Origin of the sequence: Candidatus Chlorohelix allophototropha (assembly GCF_030389965.1) — a bacterium.
GTDB lineage: Bacteria > Chloroflexota > Chloroflexia > Chloroheliales > Chloroheliaceae > Chlorohelix > Chlorohelix allophototropha.
Map to the genome: position 1 here is coordinate 2,060,059 of NZ_CP128399.1, position 14,624 is coordinate 2,074,682.

Here is a 14,624-nt window from a genome sequence, read left to right on the forward strand (position 1 = left end):
CGTTATGCCTACGGTTGCAGATTATCTGGTACAGTCACTTAAGGATGCGGGCGTACAATATCTATTTGGAGTGCCGGGTGGTGGCAGTAATATAGATATTATTGAAGCTGCCGGGAAAGCCGATTTGCCCTTTGTGCTAACTCAAACTGAAGTAGCTGCCGCTTTTATGGCAAGCGCACAAGCTGAAGCGCTAGGTAAGCCCGGCGCTTGCCTGACTACGCTTGGGCCGGGTGCAGCTTCGGTAACAAATGGGGTAGCTAACGCTTATCTAGAGCGAATACCGTTACTGGTATTTAGTGACGTTCACCCTGAGAGTATTCGGGCAGTGATGCAGCATCAAACTATTTCACATTCAGATATATTCAGTGGAATCTGCAAGTGGACTTCTGAAATTCGCTCGACTGACGTAGCGCATACCCTTATGCAAGCGCTTACCACCGCTACCCAATTACCTCAAGGACCGGTACATCTGGACATCAGTGCAGATGTTACAAAAGCAAAATACAAAATGTTAGAACCTGCCGTTATTCCGGTTCAATCTGAGTTTGTAACCGATTTAGCGGTCACCAAGCTTTCGCCTGCACTCGAGAAATTATTAAAAGAAGCCCGCCGACCGTTGGTTTTAATAGGTTTGGGGGCGCGGTCGTTCGGGGCAGCGGCAGCCATACGCCAACTATGCGAAGAATATAACATTCCCGCTTTGGTTACTTATAAAGCAAAAGGAGTCATTCCTGATGTTCATCGTTGTTTTGCCGGAGTGCTGACAAACGGTGCGCTGGAGAGACCAATTTTAGAGCAAGCCGATTTGTTTATCGCGATAGGTTTAGACCCGGTGGAGTTACTTCCAAAAGAATGGGATTATCCTCAGCCGCTTATCAGTTGCTCAAGTTGGGGTATAGAACAAAAGCAATTGCCCGTCACTACGGAATTGGTGGGAGATATTGCCCAACATTTAACCTTACTTGGTTCTAACCTTGCGATAAAAAACGGGTGGGATTTCTACAAGCTCTCTCAGGAAGTACAAACTCAGCTAGAAGCAATGCGCCCTGAAGGTAAAAGCGGCGCTTTATTACCACATCGGGTAGTAGTACTAGTGGCAAAGTCGTTTCCCAATGAGCGCGTAACAGTGGATGCGGGGGCGCATATGTTTCCGGTAATGGCGCTGTGGCGTGCAAATTATCCCAATAACGTGCTGATTTCCAATGGGCTGGCTACTATGAGCTTTGCGCTGCCTGCTGCAATCGGGCTGGCTTTGTTAGATCGCACTAAAGCAGTCGTAGCCTTTACAGGCGATGGCGGCTTGCAAATGTGCCTAGCAGAATTAAGAACGGCAGTACGCGAAAACTTGCGAATCCGGGTGGTAGTGTTTGATGACGCAGAATTGAGCCTGATTAAAATCAAGCAATTGCAACGCGGTTATGCCCCCACCGGGGTGCAGATGGGACAGTTGGATTGGGAAATGTTAGGCACTGCGTTAGGTTTAGTTGCCAAAACTGCCACTACCGAAGCCGAGCTTTTGCAAGTATTGGCTGATACTGCCGATTGTAACGGGCCGGTGCTAATTGCTGCAAAAATAGACCCTACGCCTTATCAAGCTATGATTAATGCGTTGCGCGGCTGATTATTTTACCTTAGTGACCTCAATCGGGCGCAGAATTAGCTGTTGGGCAGTAGAAAAGGTTCTGGCGCGTATAAGCAATACTGAGGTAATTGACGTTAAGCCCGAAGCGGCATAAATCATAGCGATTACGGCAAACTGGTAAATAGCTGCGTAAATTGGGTCACTCCCTGCCAATATCATACCGGTCATTAAACCCGGTATCCATACAATCCCCAAAGAACTGAGATTATCAATACGTGGTATCAGGCTGGAATGAACCGCCGATTGTATGTAAGGCGCGACCATCGTCTCAGGAGTTGCGCCAAGCGCCAAACCCGCTTCAATGAGTCCGATATGTGCCTTTACATCCGAATTGTAACGCTCTAATGCTTGTGCTCCAGCATTCATAGCATTGGCGACTAGCATACTTCCCACCGGAATAACCGAAATAGAGGCGCTATCAATCACCCCAATTAATACCATCAATAAGATAACCACGCCTGCGCCCAGTCCGATTCCATAGAACGAGACCCAGAATGCGCCGGGTATGGTTTTAGTTCTTTGATAGTTCATAGAGGAGGCTGCAATAATCATTGCCAGCAATATAAATACGCTAATCCAACCGGGTCCCTTGAATACAAATACCAGTACCAACCCCACCAGCACTATTTGTACTATCCCGCGAATTAGTGCAACGATTACTTCTTTTTCAAGGTGGATTTTCTGCCAACGTGCGCCTAACGTGACCAACAAAACTAATGTAACTGTGGCGACTGCTTGAAAAATTCCCAGCATGAACTGATCTTTAAACAAGTTGCTAAGCATGTATAATTTCCTCTACTGTGCCAATTGAAGCTAATTTTCCTTTAACCAGATACAAAGCGCGGTTGGCAATTCGGGCAGCCTGTGCCATATTATGGGTGATGATAAGGCAAGTTAGCTTCTCTTCTGCAATAATACCGCTCAAGAGGGTTTCCACTTCATGCTCAGCCTCTGAATCAAGTGCTGAGGTAGGTTCATCCAGCAATAATACTTTTGGGGAGTTAGCCAGAGTGCGTGCCAGCGAAACTCTTTGAGCTTCACCACCGGAAAGATTGTTAATAGCGCGTTCCTGATAACCGGGCAACCCCACTCTTTCCAAAAGCCAGCTAATTCTTTCAGAACTGAGGGTTATTCCACGCTGGCGAGGTCCAAAACTGATATTCTCAGCAATTGAACCGGGGAAAAGATAGGGCGATTGCAAGACCATCCCGATTTGCTGACGCACAATTGCAGGCGGTAAACTTCTGTAATCTTTCCCTTCATAATAAACAGTACCTGAAGTTGGCTCGTCCAAACGGTTAAGTAATCTTAAAAAGGTGGTTTTTCCTGCTCCGCTCGGTCCGATAATTGCCAGAACCTCACCCTGCTCTACTTGAATGTTTATATCTTCGACTAGGATTTTATCTGCAACCTGCCGACTGAGGTTCTTTGTTTCGATTATCATAATTTGTATTTTTCCGCTTTGTAAAACAAATACTACTTTACACACTAAAAATTAAAAAAGATGGAAGAAGTTGTTCTAACCAACGCTTTAGATTACAGCGATGCTGACTTTTCCTTATATAGAATACTCTTTTTAAATTCGGTTGTTAATGTTCTATTTTGTATAAACTCGAATTTACCCACGCATCTCTCAGCTTGTTTCAAGGAATAGATGCACCTGTGCGCTTATTCTCGCGTAATCCACCTGCGCAAAATCGGTGGTATCTAGACATAGCAACTCGCCGCCGATTTCAAGAGGTTCGTAACGGCTGACCAGCCTTGCGGGTGTCAAATCAGCCAATATGCCCGCTTCACCATGTCCGGGATGACGCTTGGCAGAAGCGGCGCGAGCCTGCAACCTTTGGAATAACGCCTCATTATCGGTGTAACATTGGATTTGGAAAACCCGGAAAGGGTAACGCTGTTTCAATTCCAGCAGAGGCGGGGTGGCGTACTCCGTCAAGAAATTGCTCTCAACTACACAGGCGTTTCCGGCTTTCAATTCTACTTCTAGCGTATAGTAAAGCAGGCTGATGCTGGCTACTCCCAATTTCATTGACCGTTCCCGGTCGCTCCAACCTAGCGTATCGTATAATATTTCTTTTAGCCCATCTTTATAAAGGAAAGGTAGGCGCAACTCTTCTGCCAACCATCTGCCTAGCGTGGTTTTACCGCTACCGGGTGGACCTGAAATGATAATCAACGGAATTAATGACATATCGTGTGACATATATTTGGTAGAATTCCTATTTAGACTCTGATATTTGTAATAGCACAACTGTAACAAATCTAGCAAAAATATAAAGCAAGTAGGGAATAAAGGCAATTTTAGCTTTTCAGAAAGCCTGATCTATACAGGCTCTAGAAAAAAAGGTATAATTAAATTGCCTCAAATTACTGATTGGCACCGCTGTGCTGAACAGAACAGGGAGAGAGAAATGTTCACTAAAATAATTGTTCCGCTGGATGGCTCCACTCTTTCTGAAAAAGCTTTACCCCTTGCGGTATTGCTTGCAGCCGAATTTAAAACCGAACTTCTTTTACTAAGAGTAGTAGAAGATGGTGAATACGGTTCTTCCAACGAAGCCCGGCATTATCTTGAAAATCTTGAAAAATTTCTTAACGGGCAAGGTTTACCCGACCACCAACCGCCATATCAGGTGCGCTTGTTGGTAGCTAATGGCAGTCCTGTTGAGCAAATAGTTGAGACAGTTCAGGACTATAAAGCTGATCTGATAGTAATGAGTACACATGGGCGTTCTGGTTTGGGTCGATTATTCAGCGGCAATGTTGCTTCCAAAGTATTGCATGAGGTTATTTGCCCGGTTTTGCTGATACATCCTAAACACGAAGAGCCTACCGATCTTTCTGAAGCTTTCCGACTGATTACTTCTGAAATATTTAAAAAACCTGTACTGGTTCCTCTGGATGGCTCATCTCTGGCAGAAGTGGCGTTGAAACCCGCGCTATTAATGGCAGAAATCTATAATGCGCCTTTGCATTTAATCGAGGTTTTACCTCCGCTTGAGGAATTAGCGGTAGAATCTGCGCCGCTTACGGTCGGGGGGTATTTCCCACGCGGGCTTACTTCGCAAGAATTAAAAGAAGAAGCGTTGGATTATCTCCTAACGGTTGAGACCGACCGCTTGCCGCCTACACATCATATCGAAACCCATGTTGTACAGGGGCAACCCGCGCCGGAAATTATACGCCATGCCCATACCGTGAACGCTGGTTTGATAGTTATGGCTTCGCACACTCGCACCGGTATAGGTCGTACTATTCTTGGGAGTGTGACCGAGGAAGTTTTGCGCAAGAGCGAAGTTCCGGTTTTGATAATCAACCGCCATGCCGGGCATCTGGAAGAAATCAAAACCCATTAGAACGGTTGCATTAAAAGCTTGAAAGTGATAATATTTTAAACCAAATTGAATAACGGCAAGGATGAAGAATAGTAAGCGTATCTATTCTTTCCAAAACAGAGAACTGTACCCGGCGCAATAAAATGCGTTTGGCTGAGAGGGCAGCGGGAAGAAATGCGTGGAAGGGGCTTCGGAGCCGGTTTGTAAAAAAAGGGGGAGTCCTTTGGAGCCTTTCGATCAAGCGAAGGCAAGGATTTCAACCGGGGTGGAACCGCGCGAGTTTAACGTTAAGCTCTCGTCCCCGGGCTGTGAAAGCACCGATTCAGGGGCTACAGGCTCGGAGGCGAGAGCTTTTTGTATGCCTGAACTCTCTGAAAATGGAGCAAATCGTATGATTAGGGAGGTTCACCTGAACAATGGCTAGTAATGTCACAATGGATACAATCGTTTCCCTGTGTAAGCGACGAGGTTTTGTATTTCCCAGCAGTGAAATTTATGGTGGTTTTGGCAGCACCTACGATTACGGGCCGTTGGGCGTAGAATTGCTACGAAATGTGCGCAACCTGTGGTGGCGGGCAATGGTACAAGAACGCGAGGACGTTGTAGGGCTGGAAGCTTCCATTCTCGGTCCAAGCGCAGTATGGGAAGCCAGCGGACACGTCAGCAACTTTACAGACCCTCTGGTAGATTGTAAAAACTGTAGAATGCGCTGGCGCGAGGATCATTTGCTGGAAGGCAATTACGAGGCAGAATATGGTGCTACCAAACGCGATGCAGCGGGAAAATTGCTTTGTCCAAACTGTGGCGGCGAGTTAACTGACCCACGTAAGTTCAACATGATGTTCAAAACTTTTGTGGGTGTGGTGGAGGATACCGCTTCGGTGGCTTACCTGCGCCCCGAAACCGCACAGGGTATGTTCTATAACTTCTCGAATGTGCTGGGCAGCATGCGCCGCAAATTGCCTTTTGGTATTGCCCAAGTTGGCAAGAGTTTCCGTAACGAAATCACGCCGGGAAACTTCGTATTTCGCACCCGCGAATTTGAGCAAATGGAGATGGAGTTTTTCGTAAAGCCCGGTAGTGATGATGACTGGCATAGCTACTGGATAGAAGAACGCTTTCAATGGTACTTGAAATACGGTATAAAGAAAGAGAACCTGCGTATTCGTCCACATACCAAAGATGAGCTTTCGTTCTATTCTAAAGCCACCAGCGATGTGGAGTACGAGTTCCCGTGGGGTTGGGGCGAACTAGAGGGTATTGCTAATCGTACCAACTATGACCTTACCCAACATGCCAAGCATAGCGGTAAAGACCTAAGCTACTTTGATGAGGAAACCAAAGAGCACATAGTACCTTATGTGATTGAACCGGCAGCAGGCGCTACCCGTACTGCTCTAACCTTCCTGATTGATGCCTATGCCGAAGAACCGGATAAGGATGAAACTCGGATTGTGCTTCACCTACATCCGGCAATAGCCCCGGTTAAGGTGGCGGTGCTACCTCTCAGTAAGAAGGAACCATTGGTAAATCTCTCCAAAGAAGTGGCAAAGAAGTTACGTCGCAAATGGGTAGTACAGTATGATGAAAGCCAAAGCATCGGCAAGCGTTACCGCAGACAGGATGAGATCGGTACACCTTTCTGTATAACGGTTGACTTTCAAAGCTTAGAGGATAACGCTGTAACTATTCGCGATCGTGACACAATGGAACAAATTCGCGTTCCTATTGCCGAGCTTAGCAGTATGCTAGAGGGAAAACTGGCATTAGATTAGCTTAGGCATTCCGGGCACAGCTATATGCTGGATAAATAGTTTATTGTATGTGCCCGGCTTTTTAAGCTTTTTTGCCCCAACCGCTCTCTTTATATTCGCGCAAAACTCGCTTGTAAATAGCGATAGTTTGAGCTGCGATACCCTGCCAGTTATAATGTTCCTTGACAGCCTTGTAAGCGTTTTCCACCCGCGCTGTCGTCCAAGTAGGGTTATTGAGGGTATGCAAGATTCCCCAAGCGATAGAGGATGGATCGTTGGAAATAACCTTAACTCCGGTTTCGTGATTTTTCACTACATCGCTCACTCCGCCGGTATCACTAACAACTAAAGGGGTGCGTGCTGCCATTGCTTCCAATGCCACTATTCCGAATGGTTCATATAGACTTGGAAAGGTCGCTACATCCACTACTTTGTAAAGTTTGTCACGGGTTTCATCTGAAATGAAGCCGGTGAAATAAAATTTGTGACTTACCCCCAATGTTTTAGCTAAAAGCTTGTATTCTTCCAATTGCGGACCTGTGCCTGTCAGAACATACTTGACATTTGGAGTGGTTCGGAGCACATATGGCGCACTTTCGATTAATGGGCGCAAGCCTTTTTCATCGACCATCCGTCCCACATAGAATATAATTTTCTCTTCTGGCAAAGCGTAATGAGAGCGGAATTCGCTTAAATCTTCACCTTCCAACAAATCAAATCTTTCAGTGTCAACCCCATTAACCACTATATCAATTTTATCGGCAGGTGTTTCAAAATAATCCATTACTTCGGACTTCATATATTCGCTGCAACAGATGATGCGCCATGCTTCGAAATTAAGCCACCATTCAACATTATTGATAGCGCGTGGCAGGTCGCCCGGAAGGTAGCCACGTCCTCGTCCGCGTTCGGTGGCGTGGATAGTGGCAATCATCGGAATGTGATATTGTTCCTTTAGTGCGCCCCCGGTGAAGGCTACCAACCAATCGTGTACGTGAATAAGGTCAAACTGTTTGTTTTGTAGCTTGTAATGGTCAATTAACCGATTGGCGGCTTCCTGTAGCTTGAGGTTGGTTTCCCAAGCTAGCGAAAAGAAATCGTTAAAGTCTGCTTGAGGTGGCTCTACCCGGTGGATGTATATATTTTTAGTAGTATGTTCAAAACTATCCCCACCCTTTAACATCGGGGTTAGTACGTGAACCTCGACTCCTAACTTTGCAAGTGCCGGTGCTAATTCAGTTACATGTCTCCCCAAACCGCCCACTACATTTGGGGTGTATTCCCACGATAATGTCAAAATACGCATTAAGGACGCTTATTTCCTTTACTAAATTGTTATTAATCGATCCAACGCCCTATAAGATTGTATTCAAGGTTCTGTACTCTCTGGAATCCAAATCTTTCATAGAGCCTTTGTGATTGATGATTGGTAAGTTGTGTGCTGAGTGTGACGCGCCGCGCTCCTTTTGCCTCCATCATTTTGATCGCAACTGAAAGCTGATATGCACCGTAGCCCATCCCCTGAAATTCCGGCGTTACCGCTAAGCGATCTAGGTGTCCCCAGCGCTCATACATGGTAAATCCAAAATAACCCACTGGTTTGTTGTCTTCGCTACGATAACAAATTTGAATGGTAACATCGGGTTGTTTGGAATAGAAGCCCATCTCTTCCCGACTGTTCCACCACAACCAAGGGAATGCAGCATGGTCAACTATTAATAAATCCTCCTCCATCAGATAATTATATGGGATGGTATAAAGTGGTACACCCCGGAAGGAGTTATACACAATAGTGTCTGGTTTGTCGTAATAAATTATATTCTCCAGGACTATGTAACCTGCATCCATATAAAAGCGAGGATTCTCGGCATGTTCATCATTCGCTACAACTACCGCCCGCAACTTACGCTGCCGGAATTCTGCTTCCAAACTTTCAAGTAATTCTTTTCGGTGGGTACGTGCCCGCACTTCGGTAATATGCCCCACCTCTTCGTGCCTTCTCCATAAATCGCCGATTATATAATCCTGTGAGCCGACTACTCGCAGAGAGAGACCCGGATACAACATTAATTGATTGCGCAACGTCGAGCTATTAAATCGGCTATTCCAACCCAAATTTATAGTAGCTACATCTGCTGTCGTTAATTCTACGATATCGGATGAGCCGCGTTTATATTTTGGGTCGCCACCAAATCGCTGCCGCAATTGCTCGAACAACAACGCACCTACTTCACAATATACACATCTTTTAGGCTAAGTATGCTGGATGAAGTTAATTCCAAACCTTTGACATAAGGTTTTACGAGTAGAAAACTAACACTATGATAGAGCGGTAAAATCGGCGCGTCTGTCAAAGCAATCTGCTCGGCTTTGGCATACATTTCAAGCCTTTTTTGTGCATCGCGTTGTTCATCGCCCTGTTTAAGTAAATTATCGAATTCGGCATTATTGTAACCGCTATCGTTATAGGCGCTTCCATTACCAAGCAAAGTGCGTAGGAAGTTTTCAGGATCAGGATAATCCGCAGCCCAACCATCAATATATATCTGGAATTGGCTTGCTGCCAGACCAGCTTGAAAATCTTTATAATCCGGTTGGCGAACTTCTACTTCGATGCCAAAGGCTTGTTGGTACACCTGCTGTAGTAACCCCGCCATAGCAGTACCGGTAGAATAAATTGTAATTTTTGGTAGATTCTGTGCGCTACGGTAACTTGATTGGGCGATTAAATCACGCGCTCGGTTAATATCATAAGATAGTGAACCAGTGTTACCGCTATACCCGGGCATTCCCGGTGGTAAAATCGAATCGGCTTTAACCACCCGGCTTTCAAACATAACCCGCGCAATACGCGCCCGATCCACTACCAGACTAAAAGCTTGCCGGATACGAGGATCATCAAAAGGTTTGAGACGATTATTAAAACCCACATACTGCAAATCGAGTTGCGGCTTGATAACTAGTTCTTTACTCAGCGGATTATTCTTGTCGAGATAACGCTCTACATCATTTCCGGAGGTAAAAACAAAGTCAATTTTGCCCTGTTCGTATAGGGTGAGTGGATTTGAAGCCGCTGACCCCAGCAAAATGTTCACCTGTATCAGGTTGGGTGCGCCATTCTGGTATTCTGGGTTGCGCGCTAGGCGCATTATTTCATCCTTGCGATATTCGATTACCTTGAATGGTCCGCTGCCATCCGGTTTATCAAACCCTGCGCTTACTGTTGCCTTGTTGACCACCATAAAGGTGTTAGAGGTCATTTTTGCTAGAAAAAAGGGCTTGGGTGCATCGGTTTTAACCTGTAACGTAAGGCTATCCAACACTTTAATGCCTTCAATATCGGTAGCTTTACCTTCTAGTTTTTCTTTTACTCCCACGATGTCGTTCATATAATTGGCGGCGGGTAGGCTACTGGCAAGGGAAGGCACAGCAAGTTTGGGGTCGGCGGCGCGTTCCCAGCTATATTTAATATCATCGGCAGTAAGCGGTGCGCCACTGTGGAATTTCAAGCCGGGACGTAACCGGAAAGTAAAGACAGTTCCATCCGCGCTGACATCCGGCATAGCGAGGGCAAGGTCGGGAACCGGATTCATATCTTTATCGAGTGTTAGTAGCCCACTAAAAATCTGGCGTGTAAAGAAACTAGAAACAGTATCGCCCGCAAGCGCCGGATCAAGGGTGCTAATATTCCCACCGATCAAGGTCAAAGTCTGGTTTGATGTTACCAAATTAGGCGGGGATGTAGGAGTCGGCACAGCAACGTTAGTGGTGCGTGGTGGTGTAGCTGTAGCAGCGGTTGTTGCAGCGGTATTTTTTACACCACTGGTAGATGCAGTCACCGGAGCGGTTATGCCCGGTGTTACCGCTTTGTTATCTTCTCCGCAAGCCAGCAATAATTGTGACAATACCAATAAGATCAGAAGCCAGCCCACAGACTTTTTTAAGCTGAGACGTAGTCGCGCAGGTCTCATCTTGTCAAACTTCCTCATGCAATTAATCCGGTATCAATCTCATTATCATTAATGAGACCATAAACACTATTAAATGTGATAGTAGCGGTTGCCCACCCATTGATATTTTCCATTTGGAAAGTACCTTGTAGGTCTTTGGTTACAAGGGTGTGTACAATCTGCAAACCCAAACCGGATTTTGTGCCGGAAGGGTCAAATTCGGTGGGATAGCCTCTTCCATTATCACGGATGATGACGTGGGTACGCCCTTCGCTTATAAAAGAACTAATACGCACCTCACCCTCATTTTTGTCACGAAAACCATGGAAAATTGCATTGGAAATCAATTCCATCACCAGAATTGCGAGTAAGGTAGCTTCTTTACTGGCAATAGGCACTTTACTTTCATCTACTTTGAACCGGATGCGTTTATCCGGCTGCACAAGGCTGACGCTGGCAATATCGGTTATTTCTTTAGCAACCGCGTTTACTGTAGTTACGCCGATATCCTCGCGGCATAATAAATCATGAACTGCTGCAATGCTTTGAATACGCGCTACGCTCTCCGAAAGCGGTTGCACAACCTGTGGATCATGTACCCGGCGCATTTGCATCGAAAGTAATGCCGCTACTGTTTGCAGGTTGTTACGTACCCGATGGTGCATTTCCTGTAATAAAGCCGATTTGATGGTCAAACCGCGCTGGGCTTCCTCATAGAGACGTGCGTTCTGTATGGCGATTGAAGCTTGATCGGCAAAGGAAGAGATAATCTGGATTTGCTCCTCATTAAAATGACGCTGCTGCCGGGTATAAACGCAGATTACACCCAATATAACCTGTTCCGCTCCGACCAGCGGTACGCACATAGCAGCACGATATTGGTCATTAATCAGATATTCTTCGCCCGGATGCAATTCAAAGTGAGCATCCCACACATGTTCAGAGTGGTTGTATTCCGCAGCACGCCCCACGGGACCTTCGCCCAATTTTACCTGCATATTTTTAACATAATCACCGCTAAGCCCATGGCTGGCGACAATCGTTAGGTAATTGCTGCCTTCTTTTAGCTCATAGATGGAAGCCATTTCGGCTTTTACCAGTTCTGCCGCCTGTTGTACCATTAATTCCAGTACCGAGTTAATATCAAGCGTGGCGGCAATGAGTTTGGAAACCCTTTGCAAGGTGGAAAGTTCCTGTACTTTTTCGCGCAAACGCTCATCGGTTTGCTGATATAGTCGGGAGTTTTCGATTGCCAGCGCAATTTCGCCTGCAACCATTTCTAGAAAGCGCACTTCTTCGGTAGTCCAACTGCGATAAATGCGCGATTGAACTCCGATTACGCCTACTAATTTCTCACGGGTGTATAGGATGATAGGTACGCTCAACATTGAACGTGATGAGTCTTCCTCTAGTTGCGGAGAATATTGAAAGCGGCTATCTGCCCACATATCGTAAACCGATATTGGTCGCCCTTCTTTGGCAGCAATGCCCGTAATTCCTTCACCTAGCAATACTTCCATCGTGCCAATGCTACGCTGGTTAAGTCCATGCGCCGCCCGTAGCACCATTTTTTCCTGCCCACTTTGCGATTCACGTTCATAGACATAAATACTACAAATATCACAGCCCATTACTTCTGCAACTGCCTGCACGGTAAGATCAAGCACTGAATTTTGGTCAAGGCTACTATTTACGGCGTTATTAACTTTGTGAAGCGCTTCTAGTTCATCCAGTGAACGCCGCACTTGTTCTCGGAAACCGCCACCTGAACGAGATAAGGGGCTGGCGTTCAAGTCTTCCGCCGGAGAATGGTGGGAAGAAAGGGAACGCATTACCAAACGGTCATGCCCTTCCATATAACCCTTTAATAGGCTGGAATATACTTGGCGGTTAATTTTGTTCATTTGCCGAGTTAATTCCATTCGAGATTCGGCATCATATTCAAGAATAGTGCTGATAAGTAGTTCGGCGTTGATTTCCTGAAAATAGGAAAGTGCCTGTGAACTAAGATCATCTACCGGAATTTCTACCAGCGCCCATTTTGCTCCCTCCATGCTCATAAATTCGAGGAATCCTTCAAGGTCATCGGTTCGTAGCGCGTCGATTAGCTTGCTAAAATAACCGGGGTAAATATTATGCGCTGAAAAACTGACCGATGAATTTGAATTTTCTTCGCGAAGTTGAAGGGGATAGATAGGTCTTGGAATATTTTCGATGTAGGTAAGCGTGGCAATGCTCGCTTCACCCGGTATGTAATCTGTGCCTTCTAATTGGTAAGGTAGTTGACTTATATTGTGTGTTTTAGCTTTGGAAAAAGTTTGGGCGACTCCATTTTCCCATTCTTCACGCCAATGTTCCTCGACCTGAGCTTTTATAAGGTCTAAGGAAGTAACAAGCCTACTCACATTATCAACTTTGATTGATGTCATTTATAAAACTCCCTCGAAACTATTCCAGAGATTTGTAGAACATTATAGCATGTCGGGGAAGATTCTTAATTTATTTGGGTAAGAGTATTGGCAATTTGTATCCAAGTTGGAATCTGGCTTGAGGTTTTAAAGCCAGCCTCGCCCATTTTGGCAGCTAAACCCCGGTCTGAATATAAACGATCTAATTTGTCGGCAAATTCGATAGGGTTGCCACAAATATAACCGTTTATCTCATTTTCTACAAATTCCAGTACGCCGCCGCTATCGGGAGCAGTGAGTACCGGCTTATAACTACGCATTGCTTCAAGTGTGGCATAGCCATAATCTTCATCTAGCGGCGCATAATAAACTGCCAACGCCCCTGCATATAATTCCACCGCTTTTTCCTCGCTTATGCGCCCTGTAAATTCTATCCGATGGTTTATACCAAGTGCGTGCGCTTTCTCCTTCAGTTTTTGCGCATCTGGACCTGCTCCGCCGATAATAGCCCGAACTCCACTACGACTGCGCTTGATTGTTTCCAGCAAAATATCAAGCCGTTTTGCGCTATCCAGCCTGCTTAGCGAGAAAATGTAATCCCCATACCCACTATTATGGTAAAGGGTATGTTTAAGAGCGGGGTAGAGTGGTGTAGCAGACAACCCATTATAACGAAGCAATCGTTTTGCAACGTTTTTAGAAATGGTGAAAACGGCGTTGGCTTCTCCGATACCCAAGGAGTCAGTTTCCATTACTACTCGGCGAGCGCGCCTATCCTTATCACTCAAACCAAAATCACTTAAGGGTGTGCCATACCAGTCATAAGCTTGGCGATGCTGATGAACTAACCAAACAACTTTTCGAGGATGGCGTACTGCCCATGTAGGAAATTTAGTGCAGATAACTAGATCAACCACTCTGCCGTTTAGCTTTTCGAGGTCTAGAGTACGCCACAAAACAGGCTGGCGTTCAAGCTCATCTCGTGGATACCATTTGAAGGGTAGCGAGACAATTTCCACCCGGTGTCCGATTTCCCGCAACGCACTCGCCAGCCCATCCACCAATTCTTCTGCCCCACCACGCACAAAAGGAACTTGGCTGGCGCATATGACTATGTTCATGCTTTTTGCTTCAGTTGTTCTTCCAGTGAAGCAATTCGCTGTTCCATATCATGTCCCTCCCGCGTTAATTGCTCAAGATAGGCATTGAGTTGTAACAAAGCGCGGGTGGTAGCGGCATTGTAATTATTTTGTTGCTCTACGATGGGGTTAATATACCAGCGCAACAACAGGCGGGTTATGCGTTTGGCATATGCAATCGCCCGCCCGATTAGGGGTGGTGTGCCCCATGTAATGGGAAGATGGGCGCTGACATTCCAAAGCTCATTTGCTTGTTTTATCACGCTGCGTAGTTCGCTCAGTTCCGAACCGTGTAGCCTTTCGCGGCGTAAGCGTACTTCTTCTCGCAAGCGGTTCAATACTTCTGCTACATTCTCATCCGATGTTTGCAATTCTCCCCCTCCTGAA

General features: G+C 45.9%; 12 protein-coding genes. 3 read left to right on the forward strand and 9 right to left on the reverse strand.

Features of this window, described 5'->3' with window-relative positions; translation table 11 throughout:
- The first annotated feature begins 4 nt into the window (after positions 1 to 4).
- Positions 5 to 1,621 carry a thiamine pyrophosphate-binding protein gene (locus tag OZ401_RS09160; protein ID WP_341467927.1) on the forward strand — a complete coding sequence of 539 codons (1,617 nt, stop codon included), beginning with the start codon at positions 5 to 7 and terminating at the stop codon, positions 1,619 to 1,621.
- On the opposite strand, the gene OZ401_RS09165 is transcribed toward OZ401_RS09160, so the two are convergent.
- The 3 genes from OZ401_RS09165 to OZ401_RS09175 all read right to left on the reverse strand — a co-directional run bounded on the left by OZ401_RS09165 (position 1,622) and on the right by OZ401_RS09175 (position 3,854).
- Positions 1,622 to 2,425 (reverse strand): ABC transporter permease, encoded by an 804-nt coding sequence (locus tag OZ401_RS09165; RefSeq protein ID WP_341467928.1) that lies wholly within the window; start codon positions 2,423 to 2,425, stop codon positions 1,622 to 1,624.
- Positions 2,418 to 3,086 (reverse strand): ABC transporter ATP-binding protein, encoded by a 669-nt coding sequence (locus tag OZ401_RS09170; protein WP_341467929.1) that lies wholly within the window; start codon positions 3,084 to 3,086, stop codon positions 2,418 to 2,420. Before OZ401_RS09170 ends, OZ401_RS09165 begins: the two co-directional genes overlap by 8 nt.
- Positions 3,087 to 3,275: 189 nt before the next feature.
- Positions 3,276 to 3,854 carry a P-loop nucleotide/nucleoside kinase family protein gene (locus OZ401_RS09175; protein WP_341467930.1) on the reverse strand — a complete coding sequence of 193 codons (579 nt, stop codon included), beginning with the start codon at positions 3,852 to 3,854 and terminating at the stop codon, positions 3,276 to 3,278.
- Positions 3,855 to 4,062: 208 nt separating this feature from the next.
- Here OZ401_RS09175 and OZ401_RS09180 point away from each other — a divergent pair, with 208 nt between their 5' ends.
- On the forward strand, positions 4,063 to 5,007 hold the full coding sequence (locus tag OZ401_RS09180) for a universal stress protein (RefSeq protein ID WP_341467931.1): 945 nt from the start codon (positions 4,063 to 4,065) through the stop codon (positions 5,005 to 5,007).
- A 395-nt stretch (positions 5,008 to 5,402) separates the two neighbouring features.
- Positions 5,403 to 6,761 carry a glycine--tRNA ligase gene (locus OZ401_RS09185; RefSeq protein ID WP_341467932.1) on the forward strand — a complete coding sequence of 453 codons (1,359 nt, stop codon included), beginning with the start codon at positions 5,403 to 5,405 and terminating at the stop codon, positions 6,759 to 6,761.
- A gap of 61 nt (positions 6,762 to 6,822) precedes the next feature.
- Here the strand turns inward: OZ401_RS09185 and OZ401_RS09190 are convergent, their stop codons facing one another.
- The 6 genes from OZ401_RS09190 to OZ401_RS09215 form a co-directional block, all read right to left on the reverse strand.
- The gene (locus tag OZ401_RS09190) at positions 6,823 to 8,046 is read right to left on the reverse strand and encodes a glycosyltransferase family 4 protein (protein WP_341467933.1); all 1,224 of its coding nucleotides are present in this window, start codon (positions 8,044 to 8,046) and stop codon (positions 6,823 to 6,825) included.
- 32 nt (positions 8,047 to 8,078) lie between these two features.
- A complete protein-coding gene (locus OZ401_RS09195) occupies positions 8,079 to 8,957 on the reverse strand; it encodes a GNAT family N-acetyltransferase (protein WP_341467934.1) in 879 nt (292 codons plus the stop codon).
- A gap of 8 nt (positions 8,958 to 8,965) precedes the next feature.
- Positions 8,966 to 10,711 carry a peptide ABC transporter substrate-binding protein gene (locus OZ401_RS09200; protein ID WP_341467935.1) on the reverse strand — a complete coding sequence of 582 codons (1,746 nt, stop codon included), beginning with the start codon at positions 10,709 to 10,711 and terminating at the stop codon, positions 8,966 to 8,968.
- 14 nt (positions 10,712 to 10,725) lie between these two features.
- Positions 10,726 to 13,119, reverse strand: coding sequence for a GAF domain-containing protein (locus OZ401_RS09205; RefSeq protein ID WP_341467936.1), 2,394 nt, complete (start codon positions 13,117 to 13,119; stop codon positions 10,726 to 10,728).
- Between the two features lie 65 nt (positions 13,120 to 13,184).
- The gene (locus OZ401_RS09210) at positions 13,185 to 14,219 is read right to left on the reverse strand and encodes a glycosyltransferase family 4 protein (protein ID WP_341467937.1); all 1,035 of its coding nucleotides are present in this window, start codon (positions 14,217 to 14,219) and stop codon (positions 13,185 to 13,187) included.
- The gene (locus tag OZ401_RS09215) at positions 14,216 to 14,608 is read right to left on the reverse strand and encodes a hypothetical protein (RefSeq protein WP_341467938.1); all 393 of its coding nucleotides are present in this window, start codon (positions 14,606 to 14,608) and stop codon (positions 14,216 to 14,218) included. Before OZ401_RS09215 ends, OZ401_RS09210 begins: the two co-directional genes overlap by 4 nt.
- Positions 14,609 to 14,624: the final 16 nt, after the last annotated feature.

What these genes read in the sequence shown, in the direction of transcription:
- OZ401_RS09210 (WP_341467937.1), bottom strand. Translation starts at nt 14,219, where the DNA reads ATGAACATAGTCATATGCGCCAGCCAAGTTCCTTTTGTGCGTGGTGGG.
- OZ401_RS09185 (WP_341467932.1), top strand. Translation starts at nt 5,403, where the DNA reads ATGGCTAGTAATGTCACAATGGATACAATCGTTTCCCTGTGTAAGCGA.
- OZ401_RS09205 (WP_341467936.1), bottom strand. Translation starts at nt 13,119, where the DNA reads ATGACATCAATCAAAGTTGATAATGTGAGTAGGCTTGTTACTTCCTTA.
- OZ401_RS09200 (WP_341467935.1), bottom strand. Translation starts at nt 10,711, where the DNA reads ATGAGACCTGCGCGACTACGTCTCAGCTTAAAAAAGTCTGTGGGCTGG.
- OZ401_RS09175 (WP_341467930.1), bottom strand. Translation starts at nt 3,854, where the DNA reads ATGTCACACGATATGTCATTAATTCCGTTGATTATCATTTCAGGTCCA.
- OZ401_RS09170 (WP_341467929.1), bottom strand. Translation starts at nt 3,086, where the DNA reads ATGATAATCGAAACAAAGAACCTCAGTCGGCAGGTTGCAGATAAAATC.
- OZ401_RS09190 (WP_341467933.1), bottom strand. Translation starts at nt 8,046, where the DNA reads ATGCGTATTTTGACATTATCGTGGGAATACACCCCAAATGTAGTGGGC.
- OZ401_RS09160 (WP_341467927.1), top strand. Translation starts at nt 5, where the DNA reads ATGCCTACGGTTGCAGATTATCTGGTACAGTCACTTAAGGATGCGGGC.
- OZ401_RS09180 (WP_341467931.1), top strand. Translation starts at nt 4,063, where the DNA reads ATGTTCACTAAAATAATTGTTCCGCTGGATGGCTCCACTCTTTCTGAA.
- OZ401_RS09165 (WP_341467928.1), bottom strand. Translation starts at nt 2,425, where the DNA reads ATGCTTAGCAACTTGTTTAAAGATCAGTTCATGCTGGGAATTTTTCAA.